We start from the raw sequence: 25,259 nt of genomic DNA, 5'->3' as shown, positions 1-25,259 counted from the left end.
CTCTCTGATTTGCCTCTTACTCACCGTTCGCCGCATCCGGCGCTGGCGCTCGCGGCTTGCGCTTCACATTGCGGCGGATCATGCCGATGTCGGCGCCGCCGATGAGGAAGGCGACGGCGAAGTAGACTAACATGGAGATGCCGATCAAAAGGCCGAGCGTGCTGACCTTGGTCAATAGCGACGCGCCCGAGGCGAGCCATGGCTCCCAGCGATGCTGGAGATAGACGACCATGGCCGTCATCACGCCGGCTGAAACGAGCAACAGCGCGGCGCGACGGGCAAGCGCCCATTCCCAGGTCAGATGACCCCGACGCAATAGCGTCGTGAACAGCAGTACGGTGCTGATCCAGCCGGCCGTCGCTTCGGCCACGGCGATGCCGGGCGCCCCCATGTAAGGGAAGAGGCTGAGTGCGATCGCGCAGTTGGTGGCAACAGCGACACCGGAGAAGCGCATCGGGGTCTTGGTATCCTCGCGGGCATAGAAGCCCGGCTGCAATGCCTTGATCAGCACGAAGGCCGGCAGACCCAGGCCGTAGATCGCCAGGATCGAGCCAACGATGATGGTGTTTTCCTGATGGAAGGCACGGCGTTCGTAGAGAACGCGAATGATATCATCGGAGAGCACCCAGAGCGCCATGGCCGCCGGCAAGGTCAGGAACAGCACGAATTCTATCGAGCGGTTCTGCAAATTGCCGGCCTCTTTCAGATGGCCTGACTTCAGGGAGCGCGCCAACTCCGGCAGCAGCACCACGCCGACGGCCACGCCGACGACACCGAGCGGCAGCTGATAGATGCGGTCGGCATATTGCAGGGCTGCAATCGCGCCCTCGCGGCTGGAGGCTATCGCCTGGCCGATCATCTGGTTGATCTGGGTGATGCCGCCGGTGACGGCGGCGGGAATGGCGAGGATCAGCAGACGTTTCACATTCGGTGTGAAGTGCGGCCAGCGGAAGCCGATGTTGATGCCGGCATAACGCACGCCGATATAAACGACGAGCAATTGCAGGATACCGGCGACAAGCACGCCCCAGGAAAGATACCAGGCGGTTTGCAGCGGCACGGCGCCGAAATAGAGCGAATAGAACAGCGCTCCGATCATCACCACGTTGAGGAAGACCGGCGCAACGGCGGCGGCAAAGAAATGATGCAGCGAATTCAGCATGCCGCTCATCATCGCCGTCAGCGACATGCACATGAGATAGGGAAACATCACGGCTGCCAAGCGCACCGTGATCGAGAATTTATCCGGATCGTCGGCAAAGCCCGGCGCGATGATCCAGCGCACGATCAGCGGCATGCACAATTCCATGACGACAGTGATCAGGAACAGCACGGAGAACAGAACGCCGAAGACTTCCTCGGAAAAACGCTTGGCGCCCTCGATACCGTTCGCCTCGATCTCCTTGGCAAACAGCGGCACGAAGGCGGCGTTGAAGGCACCCTCGGCGAAAAGGCGGCGAAACAGGTTCGGAAAGCGGAAAGCGGCGTAGAAGACGTCGGCCATCGGCCCGGTACCGAGGGCGGCTGCCATCAGCGTTTCGCGGGCGAAACCGAAGATGCGGCTGCCGAGCGTCGCGCCACCAACGGTGATGAATTTCTTGACGAGGCTCATACGGCTGAACCGGCTTTCTTTTCAGTACTGGGCTTTTCGGTATTGAGCGACCGAGTTGAGGCGGGCGCGATCATACCGGACGGCATGCGCTCACGCATCTCGTCCTCCTCACCCGCCATCACCGGCTTCAGGCGCGCGGTAATGTTGGCTCGCTTGTTTTCGTTGGTGATCTTCTGTCCGACGAGGTCGGTCACATAGAAACTATCGATGACCTTCTCGCCGAAGGTTGTGATCCGCGCCGAGTGGATGTCGAGCGACAAGTCCGAAAGAACCGAAGTGATTTCCGACAAAAGACCGGTGCGGTCTAGGCATTCGACCTCGATGACGGTGAACTTGTTGGACAGACTGTTGGAGATCGTCACCGATGGCGGAATGACAAATGCCTTGTTCTTGCGGCGGTTCTTGGTGCGCGTGGCGATCACTTCCGGCAGGCGCTTGCGGCCCGCCAGCACGTCCTCGATCATCCTGCCGATGGTGCCGGCCCGGCGCAACTCGTCGGCATCGTCGGTGAATTCACGGCTGACATGGATGGTGTCGAGCGCGCGGCCATCCGCCGTCGTGAAGATCTGTGCGTCGACGATGTTGGCACCGGCAGCGGCGCAAGCGCCGGCGATGACGGTCAGAAGACGCGGGTGGTCGGGCGACAGCACGGTGATTTCGGTGATGGCGTGGAAACTGTCGGTCCGTACCATCGTCGCCAACACTTGGCCCGATTTGTCGGTCTGGCGGATGAACCGCGTATGGCGGATCTGGTCTTCCAGCGGCACGGACAGAAGATAGGGCTGGTAGTGCAGCTTGACATAGGCCTTGCGAGCCTTCTGACCCCAATCATCCAATGCCGCTTCGAGCGCCTTGGCGGCGGCTTCCGCCCGCTCCTTGCGCGATACTTCCGAGAAGCCACCAGCCAGCAGCAGCTCGGTCTCGTAATAGAGCGTGCGCAGCAACTGCCCCTTCCAGCCGTTCCAGACGCCGGGGCCGACAGCGCGGATGTCGCAGACGGTCAGGATCAGCAGCATCTTCAAGCGCTCAAGCGACTGCACCCGGTCGGCGAAATCGATGATGGTCTTGCGGTCGGTCAGGTCGCGGGTCTGGGCGACCATTGACATGGTCAGATGCTCCGCGATCAGCCAGACGACCAGCTCGGTCTGTTTTGGCGACAGGCCGAAGCGCGGGCAAAGCTTGCGCGCCACCTTGGCGCCGGCTTCGGAATGATCTTCCTCCCGGCCCTTGGCGATGTCGTGCAGCAGCACGGCAACATAGATCGCGTCACGATCCTCGATGCCGGGCATCAGCTTGTTGACAAGCGGATGGATGTCCTCGGCCTTGCCCTTGTCGATCTCCGACAGCACCTCGACGGCGCGGATCAGATGCTCGTCGACCGTATAATGATGATACATGTTGAACTGCATCATCGAGACGATCTTGCCGAATTCCGGAATGAAACGGCCGAGCACGCCGGCCTCGTTCATGCGGCGCAGGATCAGCGCCGGATCGCGCTTCGAAGTGAGGATCGCCAGGAACAGGCGGTTTGCCTCCTCGCTCTCGCGGAGATCATTGTCGATCAGGCCCAGCGAGCGGGTAACACGCTTCAGCGCATCGGGATGGAATTCCAGCCCGTTGATATCGGCGACGAAGAACAGGCGGATGAGGCTAACCGGATCGCGCTTGAAGACATCGGGATTGGCGAGCGCGATGCGGCCGCGATCCTCGACGAACTCGATCGTGCCGGGGATCTTGCGCGAGCGATGGGCAAAGCGGCTGATGACGCCGGTCAGGCCCGGCGTCGCCTTGGCCTGCTGGTCCTCGAGCGCCGCGCAGAGAATGCGGGTGAGATCACCGACATCCTTGGCGACGAGGAAATAGTGCTTCATGAAGCGTTCGACGGCGGAAAGGCCAGGCCGGGCGTGATAGCCGAGCGCCTCGGCGATCTCGCGCTGAATGTCAAAGGACAGCCGCTCTTCCGCCTTGCCCGTCAAGAAATGCATGTGGCAGCGCACGGCCCAGAGAAAATCCTCGGCCTTTTCGAAGAGGCGGTATTCCTGCTTCGAGAGCACCCCGAGCTTCACCAGTTCGACCGGATCGCGGACATGGTAATAATATTTGGAGATCCAGAACAGCGTATGCAGATCGCGCAGGCCACCCTTGCCTTCCTTGACGTTGGGCTCGACCAGATACCGGGTGTCGCCGGCCTTGCGGTGGCGCTCGTCGCGCTCAGCAAGCTTGGCGGCGATGAATTCCGGGCCGGTATTGGTGACGATTTCCTTGTCGAACCGCGTCTCCAACTCGTGCGCCAAGGGCTCGTTGCCGCAGATATAGCGCGTCTCGAGGATGGCGGTGCGTATCGTCATGTCCGACTTCGCCTCGCGTATGCACTCCTCGACGGTGCGCGTGGCGTGGCCGACCTTGAAACCCATATCCCAGAGCATATAGAGGATGAACTCGACCGCCTTGTGCGTCTCCTCCGCCGGCTTCGGCTGGAAAAGGAAGAGAAGGTCGATGTCCGAGCCCGGCGCCAGCGTGTCACGGCCATAGCCGCCAACGGCGGTGACAGTGAAGCTGCCCTTCTGCTTCGGATAGAGGTGGTGGACCGTGAAGTCGTAGAGAACGGTGATGATTTGATCCTGCAGCCAGGAAATCCTGTGCGCGCAATCCAGCCCGCCGCCATCTTGCGAGAGCAGGCGGCGTGCGTTTGCGCGGCCTTCCTGGCTCGCCTTCTTCAAGAGAGCGAGAAGGGCGGAACGCTCGTCCTTCTTGTCGTCATGACGCTTTGCAAGGGTCTCGCATTCCGCCCTTAGTGCGGGGACCTCGAGAATGACGGAGAAATCGATGTCATGCTTAACCATGCTCGGCCGACCGGAATCCTGTTCAATGACCGCGGCCAATTGCCGGCACGCCTGTCTTTTCGTCTGCATGCGCTATAGCCTCTTTGCCCGGCGATTGACACAGGCATTCTACGCCCGAATCCTGTAATCCGGCTTGAAGCCAAATTTCCCAAACCAGCGCTTTCGGGAGTTCTATCGGGTCAAGGTTGACGAAGAGTGACGGCTGTCGACGCAGAAATCGGCGGTTTTAGGGCTGCGGCACCACAAGCGACCGTCTCAACTCATTTATGCTATGCAATATGTTTCGCGATTGGGCACCGATCTGCGTCACCATTTCCCGCTCGCATTCCCAATAGCCAGCCTTGGCGATTGCCGAGGTGATGTCGGAAATCCGGCTGCAGGACAGGGCGATGTTCAGAAGCCCGCGGTCGGACTCACAGTCCGGTGCTTCCCCCCTCGCCGCAGATCTTGCCACGCGCCGCAATCGGCGAAAAACGGTCGGCGAGAACGCGGACCTCGGCAAGAAGATGTTCGATATGCATCGGATTGTCCTTGGAAATCGCCTGTTATCAGCCGGCCTTGTTCAGGGTCTTTTTCAGTTCATATAGCGCATCGAGAGCTGCGCGCGGCGTCAAATCGTCAAGATCGAGCACTTTCAGCGCCTCCTCGACCTTGGACGGCCCTCGCCTGCCGCCCGCCTCCTCGCGGCGAACCGCGATCTGGAAGAGCGGCAGATCATCGATGAGCTGGCTTGCCGGATTCTTACGGTCGGCATCCTCCAGGCGCGTCAGAACGTCGCGGGCACGCGCCACCACCGAGGCAGGCAGGCCCGCTAGCCGCGCCACCTGAATGCCGTAGGAACGGTCGGCCGCACCCGGCCCGACCTCGTGCAGGAAGATGACATCGCCGTCCCATTCCTTGACGCGCATGGTGGCGTTGGAGAGCCGCTCAAGCTTTTCCGACAGCACGGTCAGCTCGTGGAAATGCGTGGCGAACAGGCCGCGGCAACGATTGGCCTCATGCAGATGCTCGACCGACGCCCAGGCAATCGAGAGACCATCGAAGGTGGCGGTGCCGCGACCGATCTCGTCCAGGATGACCAGCGAGCGGTCGGTCGCCTGGTTGAGGATCGCCGCAGTCTCGACCATCTCGACCATGAAGGTGGAGCGGCCGCGCGCAAGATCGTCGGAGGCGCCGACGCGCGAAAACAGCCGGTCGACTATGCCGATATGAGCGGAAGCGGCGGGCACGAAGGAGCCCATCTGCGCGAGGATGGCGATCAGCGCGTTCTGGCGCAGGAAGGTCGATTTACCGCCCATGTTCGGGCCGGTCAGCAGCCAGATCGCTCCGTCCTTGCCATCTGATGTCGGCGACAGGTCGCAATTATTGGCAACGAAGGGACCGCCCGCCTGCCGGCGCAATGCCTGCTCGACCACGGGATGGCGGCCACCCTCGATGGCAAACATCCGACTGGCGTCGACCACGGGCCGACAATAGGCCTGCTCTTCAGCCAGCAATGCCAGCCCGGCGGCAACATCGATCACCGATAGTGCGCGGGCGCCAGCCTTGATCGCCTCGGCCTCGGCAACGACCGCCGCGACCATGCGATCGAAGGCTGCCAGCTCGATGGTCAGCGCCTTGTCGGCGGCATTGGCGATGCGGCTTTCGAGATCGGCAAGCTCAGTCGTGGTGAAGCGCATGGCATTGGCCATGGTCTGGCGATGAATAAAGCGCGCCTTGGCTTCGGCGCTATCGGTCATTGGCCCGGCATTGCCGGCGGTGACCTCGATGAAATAGCCGAGCACGTTGTTGTGCTTGATCTTCAGCGACTTGATGCCGGTTTCCTCGGCATATTGCAGTTGCAGCCCGGCTATGACCCGGCGCGACTGGTCGCGCAGCGCCCGCACCTCGTCCAGCTCGGCATTCGCCCCCTCCCGCAGGAAGCCGCCGTCGCGCTTCAGCAAGGGGAGTTCGTCGGCAAGCATTTCGGCAAGCAGAGCTTCGAGATCGGCGGGCAACGCCCGCAACCCGGCAAGGGCTGTTTCCAGTTCTTCCGGCAGAAGTGCCGAGCCGAGCATGCGGGCGATATCGGCGGCCGCGCCGAGACCCTGCCGGATCGCCCAGAGATCGCGTGGTCCACCACGGTCGAGCGCCAGACGCGACAGCGCGCGCGGCATGTCGGGCACATGTTTCAGCGCCGTTCGTAAATCGCTGCAAAGCGACGGCTCTTCGGCGAGGAAGCCGATCGAATCCAGCCGTTCGTTGACACGCAAGGGATCGGTCAGCGGCGACATCAGCCGCTCGGCCAGCAGGCGCGCGCCGCCGCCGGTTACCGTGCGGTCGATCGCCTTCAGCAGCGAACCATTGCGGTCGCCGGAAAGCGTGCGCACCAGTTCCAGATTGGCACGAGTGGCGGGATCGATAAACAGCGTCGAGGCGCCACTTTCGCGCTCCGGCATCCCAAGCGGCGGTCGCTCCGCGATCTGGGTCTTTTCGACGTAGGCAACCGCTGCCGAAGCGGCAGCGAGCTCGGCGCGGGTGAACGTGCCGAAGCCATCCAGCGTGGAAACGCCGAAATAACGGGTAATGCGGCCCTCGGCGCTAGCGCTGTCAAAGAGGACTGCCGGCTGCGGCACGGCCACGCGACCAAGCACATCGAACACCGGCTTCAGGTCCGGATCGTGGAACATCGTGTCCGGCAGGATCAGCTCGCGCGGATCGATGCGCAGGATATCGGCGAGCAGCCGAGATGCCTCCGTCTCCGCCAGCCGGAAAACCCCGGTCGATATATCGATCCAAGCCAACGCCAGTTGCGGCTCCGTGCCGCCGCGAATGCGGGTGAGCGCCATCAGATAGTTGGATTCCGAGGGCGAAAGCAGTTTTTCCTCAGTAATGGTGCCTGGCGTCACAAGACGGACGACATCGCGTCGAACCACCGACTTGCCGCCGCGCTTCTTCGCCTCGGCCGGGTCCTCGATCTGCTCGCAAACGGCGACGCGGAAACCCAGTGAGATCAGCTTCTGCAGATAATCATCGGCGGCATGGACCGGCACGCCGCACATCGGAATATCCTGGCCCATGTGCTGGCCGCGCTTGGTGAGCGTGATGCCAAGCGCGCGCGAGGCATCGACAGCGTCCTCGAAGAACAGCTCGTAGAAGTCGCCCATGCGATAGAACAACAGCGAACCGGGATTGTTCGCCTTGATCTCGATAAATTGCTCCATCATCGGAGTCGCGGAGGCACGACTTTCCTCCGAGGCAAGCTCGGCGGCCGAGAAAGCATCGACGCTGGTCATTATTCGTTCATTCACGGATGTGCAGTTTTTCCCAAAAATGAGGTGTCACCCTATCCGCGTGCCGCTATAGAAGACAACAGCTATCGGGCAAGAGGAACCGGTCGCCCACAGGAGGTTTGGAGGAAACATGCCTGACACCAACAGCACATCGCGTCCGGGAACGGGGATTACGGATCAGGAAGCACTCGACTTCCACAAGCAGGGCCGCCCCGGCAAGCTTGAGATCAACCCGACAAAACCGATGGCGACCCAGCGTGATCTTTCGCTCGCCTATTCGCCCGGCGTCGCCGTTCCCGTGAAGGCGATCGCCGCCGATCCGGCAACGGCTTACGACTATACCGCGCGTGGCAACATGGTGGCCGTCATCTCCAACGGCACCGCCATTCTCGGCCTCGGTAATCTGGGCGCGCTCGCCTCCAAGCCGGTCATGGAAGGCAAGGCCGTTCTCTTCAAACGCTTTGCCGACGTCGATTCGATCGATCTTGAGATCGATACCGAAAATGTCGACGAGTTCATCAATTGCGTCCGCTATCTCGGCCCCTCCTTCGGCGGCATCAATCTCGAAGACATCAAGGCACCGGATTGTTTCATCATCGAACAGCGCCTGCGCGAGCTGATGGACATTCCCGTCTTCCATGACGACCAGCACGGCACCGCGATCATCGCCGCCGCCGGCCTGATCAACGCGCTGGAGCTTACCGGCCGCGACCTCAAGACCACCAAGCTCGTCTGCAACGGCGCGGGTGCTGCCGCGATCGCCTGCGTCGAGCTGATCAAGGCGATGGGCTTCAATTCGGAAAACGTCGTGCTCTGCGACACGAAGGGCGTGATCTACCAGGGCCGCAGCGAAGGCATGAACCAGTGGAAATCGGCGCATGCGGTGAAAACCGACAAGCGGACGCTGGAGGAGGCGATGAAGGGTGCCGACGTGGTTTTCGGCCTGTCGCAGAAGGGCGCCTTTTCCGCCGAGATGATCCGCTCCATGGCCGACAAGCCGATCATTTTCGCCATGGCCAATCCCGATCCGGAAATCACGCCGGAGGAAGTCGCCCGCATCCGCGACGACGCCATCATGGCGACCGGGCGCTCGGACTATCCCAATCAGGTCAACAATGTCCTTGGCTTTCCCTACATCTTCCGCGGCGCGCTCGATGTCCGCGCCTCGACGATCAACGATGAAATGAAGATCGCGGCCGTCAAGGCCTTGGCAAGCCTGGCGCGTGAAGATGTGCCTGATGACGTGGTCGCCGCCTATCAGGGCGCAAGACCGCGTTTCGGCGCGCAATACATCATCCCCGTGCCCTTCGATCCGCGCCTGATCTCGGCGATCCCGGTTGCCGTGGCGCAAGCGGCGATCGAAAGCGGCGTTGCCCGCCTCGTCATTCCCGACATGGCAGCCTATGCCCGCGAGCTCTCGGCCCGGCGCGACCCGATCGCCTCGACGCTGTCGCAGCTTTACGAGCGCGTGCGCCAGCGTCCGAAACGCATCGTCTTTGCCGAAGCGGAAGAAGAGCAGGTCATGCGCGCGGCACTATCCTATGCCAACCAGGAGCTGGGCACCGCCATCCTGCTCGGCCGCGAGGATCTGATCCACGCCACCGCCGAACGCGCCGGCATCGACCTCAACCGTCCGGGCCTCGAAATCGTCAACGCCCGCATTTCCAAGCGGGTCGACGCCTATATCGATTATCTCTACGCCCGGCTGCAGCGTAAAGGCTATCTGCACCGCGACGTGACGCGCCTGATCCATAACGACCGCAATCACTTCGCTGCCTGCATGGTGGCGCTCGGCGATGCCGACGGCATGGTGACAGGCGTAACGCGTAACTATTCGACCGCGCTCGAAGACGTGCGCCGCTGCATCGACGCCAAGCCGGGGCACCGGGTCGTCGGCGTGTCACTGGTGCTTGCCCGCGGCCGCACCGTCTTCGTCGCCGATACTGCCGTGCACGACATGCCGACGGCGCAAGAGCTCGCCGATATCGCCGAGGAAGCCGCCGGCTTTGCGCGGCGCATGGGTTACGAGCCGCGTGTCGCCATGCTTGCCTACTCCACCTTCGGCCACCCCTCGGGCGAACGCTCCGAGCGGGTACGCGAAGCCGTCAGCATCCTCGACAAGCGCTATGTCCACTTCGAATTCGATGGTGAAATGGCGGCCGACGTGGCGCTGAACCGGAAGATCATGGAGAGCCAGTATCCGTTCTCCCGCCTCTCCGGTCCCGCCAACGTGCTGGTGATGCCGGCCTTCCACTCCGCCGCGATCTCCACCAAGATGCTGCAGGAACTCGGCGGCTCGACCGTCATCGGCCCGCTGCTCGTCGGCCTCGACAAGCCAGTGCAGATCACCTCGATGGGGGCGAAGGATTCGGACATCGTCAACATGGCGGCGATTGCCGCCTATGGCGCTGGATAGTAATCTAGAGCCAGTATCCTGGGATCGGCGGCCAAAGAAAGACCATGGCCGCCGCCTCAATTGGGTGTAGAATATCGGGATGAGTGAGGCTCGTTCCCTGTTCGGAGTGCTGCGCCATTCAGCGCGGCCAGATATTGTCGACGCTATCGAGCGGCTCGTCCTTGAGGCACCCGACCGCAAGCTCAACCGCGTGAACGCCCTTGCCTTCGCAGCCGAGCATGGCTTCGATGAAGAGCAGGTTATTAACGCATTCCTTCACGCATCCCGCCTCGGCCTCTTCGAGATATCGTGGAATGTTCTTTGCCCAGGTTGCGGTGGAGTGCTGGATGCCAATACCTCGCTGAAGACGGTACAGAGCGAAACCTACAACTGCTCGCTTTGCGCGGCTGGTTATGAGCCGACCCTCGACGAGATGGTCGAGGTCACCTTCACCATCAGCCCGCGCGTGCGCCACATCGAAGCACACAATCCGCACGAGCTGCCGCCCCTCGAATATTTTCGCCAGATCTATTGGGGCTCCGGTGTCGATCTCCCCGACGAGGGTTATGAGGCGAAGGTCGAGCAATTCGTTCTGGAGTCGCTGGAGCTGCCCGCCGGAGAAAAAGCGGTCGTATCGCTACAATTGCCGGCGGAGTTCGTCATCATCTTCGAGCCCGTCACCCACGCGGCGCAATTCCTGGACGTAAAAGGCGAGCCGTCGAAGGAGCGGCAGACAGTTTCGCTCGTCTTCGACCGCCTACATCGGCACGGCGAAGCCATTACCTTGCGCCCCGGCCCCCTGCGCATCCTGATGGAGAATCACACGGAGGTCCGCGCGCTGCCATCAATCTGCGTTGCCAACGACGCGCTTCATGCCTTGCTAAGCCGCCGTCGCCCCTTCCTGACCGCCAAGCAACTGCTTTCCAACCAGACCTTCCGCGATATCTATCGCACCGATACGATCGACGTGAACCAGCGGCTGAAAATCACCAGCCTCACCTTTCTCTTCACCGATCTGCGCGGTTCGACGGAGCTGTACGAAAGGGTCGGCGACCTCGCCGCTTTCGATCTGGTCAGAACCCATTTCAGCATCCTGCACGAAATCGTGGGCGCGGAGGCAGGCGCAGTGGTGAAAACCATTGGCGACGCGGTCATGGCTACCTTCCCCACTCCGGATCGGGCATTGGTCGCGGCCATGCGGATGCGAGACGCCATGCTCACCCTCAATAGCGAACGCGGCAACGACGATCTGCTTCTAAAAATCGGAATCCACGAAGGACCGTGCATCGCGGTCAGCCTGAACGAGCGGCAGGACTATTTTGGACAGACGGTCAACATCGCCTCTCGCGTGCAACATCTGGCTACATCACGCGAAATATTCGCGACCGGCTCGGTCGTCGATAATCCCCGCGCCGCCGAGTTCCTGACGATGCATGATCTGAAGCCGGTATCCCATCACGTCTCGCTCCGCGGCATCACGGATGAAATCGACATTTTCGCAATCCCCTGAGGAACGGCCGCCGAGCGCGTGAGGCTTGTTGATCAGCTAGCGAACCGGCCGGTCGCCGCACCGTAGTAGTTGACGTAGCGATCCGAAATGCTGGCGATCGGCAGAACGATCAGCACGTCCGTCGTGTTGAAGGCATGGTCGACGACGGCGTCGGAGCCGACCATCGCGCCGAGGCGCAGGTAGCCCTTGATCAACGGCGGCAGCGCCATCAGCGCCTTCTTGGAATTGATAGCCTCGACGGGCATCAGGTCCATGGTGCGCGCGAGCGACGGCAACGCGCCAACAGCCCACTCATCCTTGGCAACGACGTTGTGATAAAGGAAGGACAGCGCCAGCGCATGCTGCTCCGGACGGACGCCGGGGAAGGAAGCGCAACCGAACATGGCGCCCATCCCATGCTTCACCGCATAGGCCCAGTTGCCCTGCCACAGCAATTCGACGGTGCGCTTGTTACGATAGGCCGGCAGAACGCAGGAGCGGCCGAGTTCCATGAACTGCTTGTCGGGATGGCGGGCCATAAGCGCGCCGATGTCGAATTCCGACGAGGAGTAAAAGCCGCCATTTGCCATGGCCACTTCCTGGCGCAGCAGACGATAGGTTCCGACGATCTGGTCTTCCGTATCGCCTTCCAGCGACTGGTCGAGCACCAGCAAATGGTCGCAGATCGAATCATAGCTATCGACATCGCGCTGGCGACGCATGGCGTCAGCCGGCAACTGCGCGTTCATCTCCTCGACGAAAACGCGATAGCGAACGGCCTGAGCGGCGTCAATTTCCCGCGCCGTGCGAGCAAGGCGGGTCTCTAGATTTCCGATGCGTCCGAACACATCGCTTGCAACCGGTGCGATCGTCGCCTTTGAAGACTGAACCATTTCGCCCTGAGCTTCGCGATTCAAAATTTCGATGGACATGACGCCTCCCCCCTTCTGCAGGTTGATATAGCGCCATAAAGCAAATTCTTGCGACAGGAAAGTGACATGGCGCTTTGCGAAAAGCAAGAAGCGTGCCTGTTGCAAACATCTAATAAGCAGGAAGTCCCCAACTTCCGGGGGCCTTTATCGAATAGTGCCACGCGGCTTCAGCGTAAGATCGTACTTAAATAAGAAGACAAAACGAAACGTTGATTCGAAATCGAATTATTCGTTCTAGGCGCTTTCCGAAGCCACCCTGGACAGGTTTCGTACCGCGGCAATGAGGCGTTGCGGATCGACCGGCTTGACGATGACGGCATCGGCGCCGGCAAGCAGTACCTGGCGACGGATGGCGTCACGGCTGTCCGCGGTCAGCACGATCACCGGCAGAGGCGAAAGGCCGGCCTTGCGCTCCTGCGCCCGCAATTGCGCAAGCACCGTCACACCATCGCCGCCGGGCATGGTGAGGTCGGTGACGATGATATCAGGCCGGTTCTCGCCCTTTTCCACGCGGGCAAGCAAACCGGTAAAGTCCTCGACGAGGCGAACCTTGTGACCGGCCTTGGTGAGCATGGCGCGGACCAGCATCGCATTGACCGGATCGTCCTCGCCGAGCAGGACATTGAAGGCGATGTCCGTCGCTTCGGGCGCCATCAGATCGAAGCCGGGCGGATTGTCGATCAGGGCATCCCGCTTTTCCATGCCGCGCATGCGGCCGCTGAGCACATCGATCAGCGATTGTTCGCGCAGCGGCCTGATCAGCCAGGCGTCGAAAAGATCGAGCGGATGCGTGTTGCGCTCCTCCGGATTGACCAGGAAAATCTTCCGCAAGCCGGAGGCGGCCAGTTCGCTTCCCTCACGGAAGTACCATGGGGCCATGCGGTGATCGACGATCAGATCCGTCAACGGCCCGTCTTCGCCGTATGATGCGGACAGGTGCAGGCTCTCGACATCGTCGGGACCGATCAGGTGGCAGCGGCCACCAAGCGTTCGGATGGTCTCGGCGATCGCCGTGCTTGCCGCCCCTACCGGCGCGAGCAGCAGGATGCGGGAGCCCTTGAGCAGATCGTCCCGCCTGCCGGGCGCATCCTCGCCAACGACGAGGGAAACGGGGAAACGGATGGTGAATTCGCTGCCATTGCCCCGCTCGCTGGCGACGCTCAGTGCGCCGCCGAATTCGCGCAGGATGCGGGCGGAGATCGCAAGCCCCAGACCCGTGCCGGCACTTTTGTCCAGCACATTGCCGGCCTGCTCAAACTCGCCGAAGATGCGCGCCTGCTCCTCTTCCGTCATGCCCGGGCCGCTATCCCTGATGGATATCACCAGATTACCGCCATCAAGGCCGGCGCGAATGAGGACGCCTCCCGCCTGGGTGAACTTCACGGCATTGCCGATGACGTTGAACAGGACCTGGCGCAGCCGGGCCGGATCGAACTCCATGGTCTCGGGAACATCGGCCGCAACAGTCGCGGCAATCTCGATGCCCTTCTCGTGGGCGCGATGGGCGAGCATTTCGACGACGCCCTCGAGCAGGGGCCGCAGCGTTTCGGCGCGCGGGCGCAGCTGAAAGCGGCCGACTTCGATCGTCGAGAAATCCAACAGATCTTCGACCAGTTGCACCAGCGCATTGCCGGACTGGCGGATGCCGGTCAGGTAATTGGCCTGCTCCAGCGTCAGCGGCGTCTGGGCGAGCAGATGATTCATGCCGAGAATGCCGGAGAGTGGCGTGCGGATCTCGTGGCTGACGGTGGCAAGCAGGCGCGACTTGGCGGCGCTGTTATACTCGGCCTTCAGCCGCGCATCCTCGCGCAGGCGCGCGGCCTGGCGCTCTTCGGTCACGTCGCGGGCAACGCTCTGGATGCTGAGCCGGCCTGAGACCGGATCGCGGAACATGACATCGTGCCAGGCGAAGATGCGGGGGCCTTCCGGCGTGAAAATCTCGGCGTCCTGGCGCTGCGATGCCGTGACGGCGCGAAAGACGAGCCCGGCCTCCTCCAGCGTCAGGCCCTCCGGGTTGGCCTTGCCGGTCAGTTTGCGGAACGTCGCGTTGGCATGGATGATACGGCGCTCGATGCAGCGCGTGACCGTGATATCGCCGAGCGCATCATGAATGGTGGCGAACAGGCTGGTGCTCTCGTTGCTCTCCCACAGGCGGTCATGCTCGTGCTCGCTGAGCGGCGGCACATCGGCAATGACCTTGCGACCAGTCTTCCGCGTCAGGACGAAAGCGGCGACCGCGATTGCAAGGGCTATCAGGCCCAGTAGACCCGCAAGCGCCGGCAGGCCACCGGCATAGCCGACCGATAACAGCGCCACGCCGGCGATCAGGCCGCCGCCGTTCAGCCAATGGCGTTGCAGCCACTGAGAAAAGACGGGGGAGCGGATGTGATGTGCTTGGCTGGCGGCAAAATCCCGATCGGATCGGCGTCCAGGCGAGGCGCGTCTATAATTGGCCGTTCACGCGACCCGGTTTGGTCGTCGACGATGGCGGCGACAAGCTTTTCCTGCAGGTTTGCCAGAGTGCTCATGCCCGTTTTCTAACACGCGCACTCTTCCCGATGCCTTCAGGGATTCGCTAGAATTTTAGGTGTTTGCCTTTTTTGGCGAAAGAAGCTCGTCCAGAATGACGCAGCCGGCCCCAATGGTGATGAAGCTGTCGGCGAGATTGAAGACGGCGAAGGACCATGTTTCCGTGTGGAAGAGAACGTAGTCGATCACATGGCCGTAGAGAAACCGGTCGATCAGGTTGCCAAGCGCGCCGGCGATGATCAGGGCGAAGCCGAGATGGGCAATCCAGCGATGGCTGGGCGTGCGCCGCCATAGCCAGACCACGAAGGCGACGATGATGAGCCGCATGCCGACGATGAACCAGCCGTCCATGCCCGACAGCATCGAGAAGGCGACGCCAAGATTATAGGTGCGATAGAGCGCCAGCATCGGAATGACCGGCACCATCTCCTGCAGCGGGAGCCAGTGATCCACCATGATCTTGATCGCCTGATCGAGGATGACGGCGATGACAATGAAAGTCAGGATCGGCAAGGGCCGGGAAAACAATGCGGGCTTGGCAGACGCCTGTTCGTTGATGTCGCTATCAGTCATCGTGTCTCGCTGAGAGTGAGAAGATGGCGGCGGGCTTCGAACAGCATCACCGCCGTCGCCACTGCCAGGTTGAGGCTGTCGGCGCGGCCGGCCTGCGGAATGCGGGCAAGCGCATCGGCCTCTTTCGCCAGGGCATCCGGCAGGCCGGACTGCTCGTTGCCCATCAGGAGCACGACGGGCTTCTTCTTGTAGTCGATCGTGCGGTAATCGACCGCGCCGGCCAGATGCGTGGCGACGACCGAAACGCCGGCCGTCTTCTTCCAGGCCAGAAACTCTTCCAGCGTCGCCTTGACGACGGGAACGGCGAAAACCGAGCCCATGGTGGCGCGCACGGTTTCCAGCGAAAAGGGATCGGTCGTTTCGCCGACAAGGATCACGCCCGACGCGCCGGCTGCATCCGCCGTGCGGATGATGGTGCCGAGATTGCCGGGATCACGCACGCGGTCGAGCGCCACCCAGGTCTCGCCCGCTTTCGGCCTGACGTCCCGAAGTGGACGCCAGCGCTGGTCGAAGATGCCGACCACCATCTGCGGATTGTCGCGGCGGGTGATCGAGGCAATGACCTTTTCGCTGACTTCGAGCACCAGCCCGCCGGCGGCGACCGTCTTGGCGGCGACCTGCTCGACCAGCGGTTTTCCCTTGGCAGCCTTGGCATAGACCAGCGTGCGGATCGTCCAGCCAAGTTCCAGGGCGTCGATGACCAGCTTCAGGCCTTCCGCGAGGAAAGCGCCGGTCTCCTCGCGCGACTTCTTGCTGGTCAGCGCCTTGATGTCCTTGATGATCGGATTGGCAAGCGAGGTGACCTCCTTGACCTGTCCGACCTTGCGGGGGCCGTCGTTTCTATAGTCCTGGTTCATTTCGGCACCCAGCGGCTGAAGAGAGATGTGGAAAGCGCCCTGCCCGGCGTATTGCCGTCGAGACCGGCCTCGCGGATGACCAGTTCGCCGGATTCGACGACGCCGCCGGCGCCACGCATGGTTTCGCGCATCAGCTCATGGATCGAATAGAAGCTGGCGCGGATGGAATAGGCTGTCAGCACCAGGCCAAGTGCCTTGGGCGACAGGATCTCGCGGCAGATATCGAGCATCGACGGCAGGTGTTCGAACAGATGCCAGACCTCGCCGTTCGGACCACGGCCGAATTTCGGCGGGTCGGTGAGGATGATATCGTATGTACTGCCGCGCCGTTCCTCGCGCAGGATGAATTTCATAGCGTCTTCGCAGATCCAGCGGATCGGCAGCTTTTCCATGCGGCCGAGCGCCTGGTTCTCCCGCGCCCAGCCGATTGCCTTCTTCGAGGCGTCGACATGAGTGACTTCCGCACCGGCAGCGGCGGCAACCAGCGAGGCAACGCCGGTATAGCCGAAGAGGTTCAGCACCTTCAGCGGCCGCCCCGCGCGCTTCGACCTGCTGTTTCATCCAGGCCCAGTGGACGATCTGCTCGGGGAAGACACCGACATGGCGAAAGGCGGTGAAGCGGCCGAGGAAATCGACGCCGAGTAACTTCAGTGGCCAGGTTTCGCCGAGCACCTCGCGCGGAAACCGCCAGCGGCCCATGCCGTCTTCATCGGTATCACCGGTGAAGATCGAATCGGCATTGTCCCAGATATGGGCAGGAAGCGACGGCTGCCACAGCGCCTGCGCCTCCGGCCGCACGATGCGGTAGGGACCATATTGCTCGAGTTTCAGCCCGTTGCCGGTGTCGATCAGGTGGAAATCGCCGGCGCCCATCGATTCGAGGATGACGGGCACGCGCTCGACCGGACGCTCGCCGCTGCGCGAGATCATCGGGCGTTCCGGCGCGGCCGCAACAGGCGACGTATCGCGGGGCTCCGCCGCTCGCTCGCCACGGTCGCGCGCAACCGCCGCCGGCCTCGGGCCGGCATCGCGCGCGGGCTTTGCCGGTGGCTTGCCGGTCTTGACGGGCGCCTCTCGCCTGGCATCCCTTGGGGATTTTGCGCTCGCGCCGCCCGCGGCTCTCTGGCCGGGCCGGCCTTCCCTGTATTTCACCATGCTTGTCTCGAAATTGATATGTGCGTGCAAATAGCATCTGCCCGCCACTTGGCAAAGCGCTTTCCGATCTGCGATGATCCCCGGACAAAATGCCAGATCGGGAGGATTGCGCATGGACATGACCGGCGAAGAACGGATTGCCGCGCCGCGTGATGCGGTATGGGCCGCGCTGAACGACCCTGACATTCTCAAGCAATGCATTCCCGGCTGCCAGAGCCTGGAGAGAATTTCGCCGACCCAGCTGACGGCGACGGTGAAATTGAAGATCGGCCCGGTCTCCGCCTCCTTCAACGGCGACGTGACGCTCTCCAACATCAACGCGCCGGAGAGCTATACGATCTCCGGCGAAGGAAAAGGCGGCATTGCCGGTTTCGCCAAGGGCGGCGCCGATGTCGTATTGAAGGCGGATGGCGACGAGACGATCCTGCAATATCAGGCGAGAGCCCAGGTTGGCGGCAAGATCGCCCAGCTCGGTTCGCGGCTGGTCGATTCCAGCGCCAAGAAACTGGCGCAGCAGTTTTTCGCCGACTTCACCGCAGCCATCAATGGCCAGGACAGCGCCTGATTGCGAGCCTTGTCCTGCTCTCATGAAGATCGCTCATGACGCTTAAATCAGATCCCTGGACCGTCCGGCCGGCACGCGAGCGGGACACGGATATCCTTGCCGAGATCTATCTCGGCGTGCGCCGCCAGACCTTTCTCTGGGTCGATCCCGTCCGGTTCCACAGGGAGGATTTCGCCGCGCATACGCAGGGCGAGCGCGTTTTCGTCTGCGAGGACGAACATGGAACGATCGCCGGCTTCCTGACGCTATGGGAAACGGATAATTTCATCCATATGCTCTATATACTGCCGGCATTTCAGGGCAGCGGTGCCGGCAAGGCGCTGCTTGCCGCCCTGCCGGATTGGCCCAAGCGACGTTACCGGCTGAAATGCCTGGTGAGGAACACACGAGCCATCGCCTTCTACCGCGCCATCGGCTTCGAAATCGTCGGCGACGGCGTATCGCCGGAGGGCGAGTACAAGGACATGCAGCTCAACGGCGACTAGATACATCATTGGCTGGACGAGCTTAGCGTCATCCCCGCAGAGGCCTCATCAGCCCGCCAATCGACGAAGCGGCCAATCGCCGTTCTTCGATATTGCGGCGGAGTCTTGTTTCGCCGATGACGGTACCAAACGCGCTTCGAGGCTGAACAGTTTCAGCAGCTCGAAGAGTTCGTCGGCTTCGGCGGACAGGCTGCGCGCCGCGACGGCGGATTCCTGAACCAGAGCCGTATTCTGCTGTGTCCCCCTATCCAGGATCGTGACCGCACCGTTGACTTCCCGGAGAGTCACCGCCTGTTCTTTTGCGACCTGAACGATGGCGGAGACATTTTTGTTTGCCTGCTCAACCTGCGATTCGATCGTCTGCAAGGTTGTGCCGGTCTCTGCCACCAGCGCCACACCGCTCTTTACGTGGTCCTGCGACAGCGCAATCAACCCTCCGATTTCCTTGGCTGCCTTTGCCGAGCGTTGCGCAAGTTCGCGTACTTCCTGGGCAACGACGGCAAAGCCCCTGCCAGCGTCACCAGCACGGGCCGCCTCGATACCGGCATTCAGCGCCAGCAGGTTGGTCTGGAAGGCGATCTCGTCGATGACACCGATGATTTTGGATATTTCCTCGGATGAGGACTTGATCTTAGCCATGGCATCGATGGCGGAACGCACGACCATTGCGGAACGGATTGCGGTATCGCGGGTGTCGCGAACGAGTTGCCCGGCATCCTCGGCATTATGGCTGGAATCGGCGACCGTTGTGGTGATCTCCTCGAGAGCAGCGGCGGTTTCCTCGACGGACATCGCCTGCTGTTCCGATCTCATGGAAATGTCATCGGTCGCCAAATGAATCTTTTGCGCGCCGGCAGAGATTTTGCCGGCAGCCTGTGCCACCGAGCGCATGGCATCTCGAAGTTTTCCAACCGCGCCGTTGAAGTCCAGGCGGAGCCTGTCGAGGGTCGGAATGAAGGGCATGTCGAGGTGTTGCGTCAGATCGCCGTCCGACATTCGCTTGAGCGCCCCACCGAGCTGTTCGACGTTGTTGACGCGGCCGGTCACATCCGTCGCGAATTTGACGACTTTGAAGACCTTGTTGTCTATGTCGAAAATCGGATTGTAGGACGCCTGGATGAAGATCCTCCGACCGCCCTTGCCGATACGCATGAACTCGTCGGCGATAAACTCGCCCTTGGCCAGCCGCTGCCAGAATTGACGATAGCCCTCGCTGACGGCGTATGTCCCATCACAGAACAATGAATGATGCTTGCCTTGTATCTCCGATAGCTCGTAGCCCATTGTCGCCAGGAAATTTGCGTTCGCGGTGAGGACGCGGCCATCCGGCGTGAACTCGATAACGGCCTGAGAGCGCGACAGGGCATTCAGCTTGCCGGCATCCTCGACACTCTTGAGCTTTTCGGCCGTTATGTCAGTCGCGACTTTCACGACCTTGTAAGGTTTTCCGTATTTGAAAATCGGATTGTAGGAGGCTTCGATCCAGATCTCCCTGCCGCCCTTGCCGATGCGTTTGTATTGCCTCTTGTCGAATTCACCGCGCCCGAGCTTAGCCCAGAATTCGGAATAGTCAGGCGAGTTGACTTCAGCCGGTGCGACGAAGATGCGATGCTGTTGGCCAACGATTTCCGTGAGCTCATAACCGACCGTGCGGCAGAAATTCGCGTTTGCCGTCAAAATCCTTCCGGTCACATCGAATTCGATGATGGCCAGTGATTTGTCCATCGCAGCGAGCACTGCCGCCGAATCGGAACCAAAGCTCAATGATATTGCTTTCATCGGATCGTCTCCTGATGCCGCTGCACGCTGATCGCGCGGCCGAGGCAAAGTGAAATTAATAGAGACGACTTGTCTGCAATCTTCATTCTTGGAAGACGTCCCTGGAATTTACCGCCTCAGCTAATTGGGTCACGAAGATTAATCGCTCCCTAAGCTTGGCTCTCTTCAGGAAATTGCCTGCATGAAATGGATAGCGCTACGCAAAGTGTATAGCGTATTCTTGCACTCTGGCTGATCCAGAGCGCCCTATGCCGCCAATCATTGACATGAATACCTTGCTATAGCCCTCGATCGGGCGAAGAGCACGGAAACGGCCACCTAGAGCGCTTCACTGAAGCGCTCTAGCTTATTGTTTCCACGCAATTCCGGACGGAAAACCGCTACGCACTTTTCCTGGAATTGCTCTAATCACTTCGAGGGGAGCTGGCCGGCGATCTGTTCGGCACGGCTGCGGTGCTTGTCCGCTTCGGCATGCCAGTGGACGGCTTCGCGCGACTGATTGCGGGCGCGCTTGCGGTGTTTACCCTGGTTGACCCAGGTCACCGCCGCGCCGACCACCATGCCGAGGATCAGCGCGACAAATAGCAGCACGAAAAGCGGTGCGTGTAGCGACAGCACCTGATCCTCGGGCCGGAACGGATTGAGCGCAAGCGTGGCGGATTGCCGGTTGGCGACGCAGAAGACGATCAGGATGATACCGAGCGGCAGCAATATCAGCAGATTGATGATCTTCTTGGTCATTGCGCAAGCTCCTATGGTCCCGGCACATTCGCGCTATGCGCTGACATCGCCTCGAGCCGCAGAATTAATAAAGACTGGGCCGAGTTCAAGTGCCACCAGGTTGCGGCACGATGATGTCCACCGGGGATATCCACGAAGGACATCGTTCAAAACGACACTTAATTGTCGTCGTCTTCTTCGTCGCCGGCGCCGGGATTGAGGCGCTCGCGCAGCTCCTTGCCCGTCTTGAAGAAGGGAACCCATTTTTCCTCGACGAACACGGTGTCGCCGGTGCGTGGGTTGCGTCCGGAGCGCGAAGGACGGTTCTTGACGGAGAAAGCGCCGAAGCCGCGTAGCTCCACGCGGTTGCCGGCGGCGAGCGCATCCGTGATCTCGTCGAGGACCGCGTTGACGATATTTTCGACGTCGCGGTGATAGAGATGCGGGTTACGAGCCGCAACAATCTGCACCAATTCCGACTTGATCACGGTTTGCCCCCTTAAATCATTGATTTATCAATCGGCTGCACCCTGCCAAACAGAAAGCAGGCCGTCAAGAAACAACTTCTCGGTCATCATTTTCTGGAGGCCCTCGCCCTTCACAAAATCATCATAACCAAAGAGATTTAGCAACCAGGAAGCAGCGCCCGGCCAAAAGAAGGACGAGGTTTTGTTCTCTGCCTTCCAGTCGACGATCGGCAGGTCCTTGTTGACCTTGCGCGTATCGAGATAGGCGCGAATTTCGTCCTCGCCGCCGAGCGTGTCGATCAGCTTGTTCTGCAACGCCTGGCGGCCGGTGAAAATGCTGCCGTCGGCAAGTTTCAACACCTCTTCGCGCGGCAATTTGCGGCGATCGGCGACAAGATCGACAAACCAGCCATAGCTGTCCATCACCATGCTGCGGATCATATTCTTAGCGTCTTCGCTTGGCGGATGGAAAGGCGACGGCTCCGCCTTCATCGGCGACGACTTGATCTCCTCCAGCGAAACGCCAAGCTTGTCGAGCAGGTCCTTGGTCTGCGGATACTGGAAGATCACGCCGATGGAACCCGTGATCGAAGTCTCGCCGGCGACGATATCGTCACCGGCCGTCGCGATCATATAGCCGGCGGAGGCAGCGACGGTGCGGATATCGGAAACGACGGGCTTCTTGTCGGCGACGGCACGGATGGCCTTGAAGATCCGTTCGCCACCATAGGTCGTGCCACCGGTCGACGAGATCGACACGATCAGAGCCTTGACCTGGTCATTGTCCTTGATCTTCTTCAGCCGCTCCAGAAGCTCGCCATCGTCCTGGATGAGACCGGAAATGGTGACACGGGCAATCTGCGGCCCGCGCGTATCCGGCAGGTCCGCTGCAAAGAAACGGTATAGAGCAAAACCAAGCCCCACCAGAAGGAGAACGGCGATGATGCGCCAAAAACCAAGCTTGCGGCGCAATTGCCGCCGGTCTGCAATTGCAGAACTGTCCATGACGCCTTATCTCTCCCCTTGTCGTAAACTGGGCATGCTACAACCGGATATATAATACCTTGAAACGGGCGCAATCCTTCGCGAATATGTCAGCCGCCTTTTCGAGATTATACATCGGGACTTTTGACCAGTGCTTTGTCAGATAGGGCGTCACCCGATCTGATGAAACAGGCGCCCATTATGTTTTTCTGCTAAGTTTCATCGATTGCAGAAAAAAATCCATATTGGCAAGCCAATGCAATAATGCGAAACGATCCGGCGGGCTTGTTGGCACAGTCTGTGCATAACCCAATGCGGTTTTCCGGATCAGAGAACACGGACCTGTTGCATGCTCAATACTATCGAGACCACTGGCCAGGCGATCGGCTCAGAGCTGGAAAGGAACGCGTATAAGGACGCGACCTTTCATTCCACGCGCGTGCGCAAGCTGAAGATATTCCTTCCGCTGGCCGCCCTGATCGTCTCGTTGGTCTTCATAGCTGTCTCGCTGGTGCGCGCCTATCTGCCGGAAAACATCCAGATCGAAGGCGCGAGGATAGAAGACGGCAAGGTCGTGATGGAACGTCCCGCGATCGCCGGCCGCAACAAGGACGGCATCAATTATTCCATGCTCGCCGAAAGGGCGCTGCAGGATATCAAAAATCCCAACATGATCACGCTCAAGAGCATCAAGGCCTCCATGCCGGTCAATAGCGACGTGATCGCACATGTGACGGCTGAAAGCGCGGATTTCGACCGCCAGGCCGATACGCTGAAGCTCACCGATCCCTTTACCATCCTGATGGACAACGGTTTGCGCGCAGAATTCCGGACTGCCTTCCTCGATGTGAAGAAAGGCGACCTCTCCAGCCAGGATCAGGTTGCAATCTACAGGGGCGGCATGTCGGTTGTTGCGCAGTCGCTCAAGATGACGGATAAGGGGAGCGTAATCGAATTCGACGGACAGGTTCGGATGAATATTGATCCGAGCACACTCCACAATAAAGCTAGCGAACAACGGCCGGGCGGTTCATGATAAACGATTGGCGATATTCAATTTTCAATTCCAACCTGCGCAAGGCCGGTTTTCTCTGTGCGCTCGGTGCGCTGGCGTTTTTTGTAGCGCCCGGCGCTGACGCCCAGACGACGAGCAAGATGCCTGGCCTCGCTCTTTCCAGCGACCAGCCGATCCAGATCGAAAGCGACAAGCTGGAAATCCACGACGCGGAAAGCCAGGCGGTCTTTACCGGCAACGTCAAGGTTGTCCAGGGCACCACGACCATGCAGGCCGGCAAGATGACGGTCTTCTATAAGAAGAAGCAGCCCAGCGACGCTGATGCCAAGGCGGCGACCGACAATCCGGTCGCAAAAGCCGCCAAGGAGCAGAACCAGTCGCTGGTCTCCGGCGATGCGAATATCGACCACATTCTGGTCACCAACAAGGTCTACCTCGTCTCTGGCACGCAGACGGCGACGGCGGATGACGGCTCCTTCGACATGACGAACCAGCTTGCAGTCCTGAAGGGCCAGAAGGTCGTATTGACCGATGGGCCGAATGTTTTCACCGGCTGCCAGCTGACTGTGCATATGGCTACGGGCGAAGCGCAACTGGATGCCTGCGGGGGCCGGGTCCAGATTCAGCTCGATCCGAAGTCGCAGCAAGTACAGCAACAGCAAAAAAGAATTGATTCTGGCGACCCCGTGACGACATCGACAACATCTCCCTTGCCCGGCGTGTCCGGGTTGCCCGCACCGGCATCCGGTACGCCCCCGCTGACAAAGCGCGTTATCAGGGCACCCTGATTGCGCGCGGCCTCACCAAAACCTACGGTAGGCGCCGCGTCGTCAACGGCGTCTCGCTGGTCGTGCGGCGTGGCGAGGCTGTCGGCCTGCTTGGGCCGAACGGCGCCGGCAAGACGACCTGTTTCTACATGATCACCGGGCTCGTGCCCGTCGATGAAGGCACCATCGAGATCGACGGCAACAATGTCACCTCGATGCCGATGTATCGTCGCGCTCGCCTTGGCGTCGGCTACCTGCCACAGGAAGCCTCGATTTTCCGCGGCCTGACGGTGGAGGAGAACATCCGCGCCGTGCTCGAAGTCCACGAAAAGGACAAGAAGAAGCGGGAGCACAAGATCGACGAGCTGCTCGAGGAATTCCACATCCGCAATTTGCGCACGGTGCCGGCGATCGCGCTTTCCGGCGGCGAGCGGCGGCGCCTGGAAATCGCTCGCGCACTGGCGACCGACCCGACCTTCATGCTGCTGGACGAGCCCTTTGCCGGCGTCGACCCGATCTCCGTCGCCGACATCCAGAATCTCGTGCATCATTTGACGGCGCGCGGCATCGGTGTGTTGATCACGGACCACAATGTCCGCGAGACGCTCGGCCTGATCGATCGTGCCTATATTATCCATGCCGGCGAAGTGCTGACCCATGGCAGGGCCAACGATATCGTCAGCAATCCGGAAGTACGAAAACTCTATCTTGGCGACAATTTCAGCCTTTGATAGCCTAGGATTGGACCGGAGCGTGCTGTTACGTTGCCAAAAGGCACGGCGCTCCGGAAATTAATCTTCCCGCTACAGTTCCACTTGAC

The 25,259-nt window shown here is 60.8% G+C and carries 18 protein-coding genes and 2 pseudogenes; 7 read left to right on the top strand and 13 right to left on the bottom strand.

Translation table 11 applies throughout. The features are described 5' to 3' along the window. Window positions 1-16 precede the first annotated feature (16 nt). From murJ to mutS, 3 genes are all read right to left on the bottom strand, one after another. Window positions 17-1,612 carry a murein biosynthesis integral membrane protein MurJ gene (gene murJ / locus HB780_RS28010; RefSeq protein ID WP_183691057.1) on the bottom strand — a complete coding sequence of 532 codons (1,596 nt, stop codon included), beginning with the start codon at window positions 1,610-1,612 and terminating at the stop codon, window positions 17-19. Further along, window positions 1,609-4,524, bottom strand: coding sequence for a [protein-PII] uridylyltransferase (locus HB780_RS28005; protein WP_183691055.1), 2,916 nt, complete (start codon window positions 4,522-4,524; stop codon window positions 1,609-1,611). The genes murJ and HB780_RS28005 overlap by 4 nt, the downstream gene beginning before the upstream one ends. 479 nt (window positions 4,525-5,003) lie before the next feature. Beyond that, the gene (gene mutS / locus HB780_RS27995; protein WP_183691053.1) at window positions 5,004-7,745 is read right to left on the bottom strand and encodes a DNA mismatch repair protein MutS; all 2,742 of its coding nucleotides are present in this window, start codon (window positions 7,743-7,745) and stop codon (window positions 5,004-5,006) included. Window positions 7,746-7,857: 112 nt separating this feature from the next. On the opposite strand from mutS, the gene HB780_RS27990 reads away from it, so the two are divergent. After that, window positions 7,858-10,143: an NADP-dependent malic enzyme gene (locus HB780_RS27990; RefSeq protein ID WP_183691051.1), complete on the top strand. Its 2,286-nt coding sequence runs from the start codon at window positions 7,858-7,860 to the stop codon at window positions 10,141-10,143. 79 nt (window positions 10,144-10,222) lie between these two features. Beyond that, the gene (locus HB780_RS27985) at window positions 10,223-11,632 is read left to right on the top strand and encodes an adenylate/guanylate cyclase domain-containing protein (RefSeq protein ID WP_183691049.1); all 1,410 of its coding nucleotides are present in this window, start codon (window positions 10,223-10,225) and stop codon (window positions 11,630-11,632) included. A gap of 32 nt (window positions 11,633-11,664) precedes the next feature. On the opposite strand, the gene HB780_RS27980 is transcribed toward HB780_RS27985, so the two are convergent. The 6 genes and pseudogenes from HB780_RS27980 to HB780_RS27960 form a co-directional block, all read right to left on the bottom strand. Further along, the gene (locus HB780_RS27980; RefSeq protein WP_183691047.1) at window positions 11,665-12,543 is read right to left on the bottom strand and encodes a l-ornithine N(alpha)-acyltransferase; all 879 of its coding nucleotides are present in this window, start codon (window positions 12,541-12,543) and stop codon (window positions 11,665-11,667) included. Between the two features lie 234 nt (window positions 12,544-12,777). Continuing rightward, the gene (locus HB780_RS27975) at window positions 12,778-14,859 is read right to left on the bottom strand and encodes an ATP-binding protein (protein WP_286203082.1); all 2,082 of its coding nucleotides are present in this window, start codon (window positions 14,857-14,859) and stop codon (window positions 12,778-12,780) included. Window positions 14,860-14,882: 23 nt separating this feature from the next. Then, window positions 14,883-15,071: a hypothetical protein gene (locus HB780_RS33260; protein ID WP_286203081.1), complete on the bottom strand. Its 189-nt coding sequence runs from the start codon at window positions 15,069-15,071 to the stop codon at window positions 14,883-14,885. 55 nt (window positions 15,072-15,126) lie between these two features. Beyond that, complete coding sequence (lspA, locus tag HB780_RS27970) at window positions 15,127-15,630, bottom strand: signal peptidase II (protein WP_183697545.1); 504 nt, start codon at window positions 15,628-15,630, stop codon at window positions 15,127-15,129. 11 nt (window positions 15,631-15,641) lie between these two features. Further along, window positions 15,642-16,502: a TrmH family RNA methyltransferase gene (locus HB780_RS27965; protein WP_183691045.1), complete on the bottom strand. Its 861-nt coding sequence runs from the start codon at window positions 16,500-16,502 to the stop codon at window positions 15,642-15,644. Beyond that, window positions 16,499-17,654: pseudogene (locus tag HB780_RS27960) on the bottom strand (class I SAM-dependent methyltransferase). The gene HB780_RS27965 and the pseudogene HB780_RS27960 overlap by 4 nt, the downstream one beginning before the upstream one ends. A gap of 115 nt (window positions 17,655-17,769) precedes the next feature. Here HB780_RS27960 and HB780_RS27955 point away from each other — a divergent pair. After that, window positions 17,770-18,222 carry an SRPBCC family protein gene (locus tag HB780_RS27955; protein WP_183691043.1) on the top strand — a complete coding sequence of 151 codons (453 nt, stop codon included), beginning with the start codon at window positions 17,770-17,772 and terminating at the stop codon, window positions 18,220-18,222. A 35-nt stretch (window positions 18,223-18,257) separates the two neighbouring features. Beyond that, window positions 18,258-18,707, top strand: coding sequence for a GNAT family N-acetyltransferase (locus HB780_RS27950; RefSeq protein WP_183691041.1), 450 nt, complete (start codon window positions 18,258-18,260; stop codon window positions 18,705-18,707). Between the two features lie 48 nt (window positions 18,708-18,755). Here the strand turns inward: HB780_RS27950 and HB780_RS27945 are convergent, their stop codons facing one another. From HB780_RS27945 to sppA, 4 genes are all read right to left on the bottom strand, one after another. Beyond that, window positions 18,756-20,486, bottom strand: coding sequence for a methyl-accepting chemotaxis protein (locus tag HB780_RS27945; RefSeq protein ID WP_183691039.1), 1,731 nt, complete (start codon window positions 20,484-20,486; stop codon window positions 18,756-18,758). 408 nt (window positions 20,487-20,894) lie between these two features. Further along, entirely contained in the window at window positions 20,895-21,227 is a 333-nt protein-coding gene (locus tag HB780_RS27940) for a LapA family protein (RefSeq protein ID WP_183691036.1), read from the bottom strand. Between the two features lie 158 nt (window positions 21,228-21,385). Further along, window positions 21,386-21,694: an integration host factor subunit beta gene (locus HB780_RS27935; protein ID WP_168811506.1), complete on the bottom strand. Its 309-nt coding sequence runs from the start codon at window positions 21,692-21,694 to the stop codon at window positions 21,386-21,388. 27 nt (window positions 21,695-21,721) lie between these two features. Then, window positions 21,722-22,678, bottom strand: a complete 957-nt coding sequence (sppA, locus tag HB780_RS27930) for a signal peptide peptidase SppA (protein WP_183691034.1) — start codon at window positions 22,676-22,678, stop codon at window positions 21,722-21,724. Between the two features lie 328 nt (window positions 22,679-23,006). On the opposite strand from sppA, the gene lptC reads away from it, so the two are divergent. From lptC to lptB, 3 genes and pseudogenes are all read left to right on the top strand, one after another. Next, window positions 23,007-23,693, top strand: a complete 687-nt coding sequence (gene lptC, locus HB780_RS27925; protein ID WP_183691032.1) for an LPS export ABC transporter periplasmic protein LptC — start codon at window positions 23,007-23,009, stop codon at window positions 23,691-23,693. Continuing rightward, a pseudogene (locus HB780_RS27920) lies at window positions 23,690-24,340 on the top strand (LptA/OstA family protein); the annotation flags it as partial. The gene lptC and the pseudogene HB780_RS27920, both read left to right, overlap by 4 nt. Window positions 24,341-24,414: 74 nt before the next feature. Further along, window positions 24,415-25,170 (top strand): LPS export ABC transporter ATP-binding protein, encoded by a 756-nt coding sequence (lptB, locus tag HB780_RS27915; RefSeq protein ID WP_183697542.1) that lies wholly within the window; start codon window positions 24,415-24,417, stop codon window positions 25,168-25,170. Window positions 25,171-25,259 lie beyond the last annotated feature (89 nt).

Origin of the sequence: Rhizobium lusitanum (genome assembly GCF_014189535.1) — a bacterium.
GTDB lineage: Bacteria > Pseudomonadota > Alphaproteobacteria > Rhizobiales > Rhizobiaceae > Rhizobium > Rhizobium lusitanum_C.
This window is presented reverse-complemented; position numbering and strand designations above follow the sequence as displayed.

Excerpts from the sequence above, each read along its gene's own strand:
- murJ (WP_183691057.1), bottom strand. The coding sequence starts at position 1,612 with ATGAGCCTCGTCAAGAAATTCATCACCGTTGGTGGCGCGACGCTCGGC.
- HB780_RS28005 (WP_183691055.1), bottom strand. The coding sequence starts at position 4,524 with ATGCAGACGAAAAGACAGGCGTGCCGGCAATTGGCCGCGGTCATTGAA.
- HB780_RS27990 (WP_183691051.1), top strand. The coding sequence starts at position 7,858 with ATGCCTGACACCAACAGCACATCGCGTCCGGGAACGGGGATTACGGAT.
- HB780_RS27985 (WP_183691049.1), top strand. The coding sequence starts at position 10,223 with ATGAGTGAGGCTCGTTCCCTGTTCGGAGTGCTGCGCCATTCAGCGCGG.
- HB780_RS27980 (WP_183691047.1), bottom strand. The coding sequence starts at position 12,543 with ATGTCCATCGAAATTTTGAATCGCGAAGCTCAGGGCGAAATGGTTCAG.
- HB780_RS33260 (WP_286203081.1), bottom strand. The coding sequence starts at position 15,071 with ATGAGCACTCTGGCAAACCTGCAGGAAAAGCTTGTCGCCGCCATCGTC.
- HB780_RS27965 (WP_183691045.1), bottom strand. The coding sequence starts at position 16,502 with ATGAACCAGGACTATAGAAACGACGGCCCCCGCAAGGTCGGACAGGTC.
- HB780_RS27955 (WP_183691043.1), top strand. The coding sequence starts at position 17,770 with ATGGACATGACCGGCGAAGAACGGATTGCCGCGCCGCGTGATGCGGTA.
- HB780_RS27950 (WP_183691041.1), top strand. The coding sequence starts at position 18,258 with ATGACGCTTAAATCAGATCCCTGGACCGTCCGGCCGGCACGCGAGCGG.
- HB780_RS27945 (WP_183691039.1), bottom strand. The coding sequence starts at position 20,486 with ATGAAAGCAATATCATTGAGCTTTGGTTCCGATTCGGCGGCAGTGCTC.
- HB780_RS27940 (WP_183691036.1), bottom strand. The coding sequence starts at position 21,227 with ATGACCAAGAAGATCATCAATCTGCTGATATTGCTGCCGCTCGGTATC.
- sppA (WP_183691034.1), bottom strand. The coding sequence starts at position 22,678 with ATGGACAGTTCTGCAATTGCAGACCGGCGGCAATTGCGCCGCAAGCTT.
- lptC (WP_183691032.1), top strand. The coding sequence starts at position 23,007 with ATGCTCAATACTATCGAGACCACTGGCCAGGCGATCGGCTCAGAGCTG.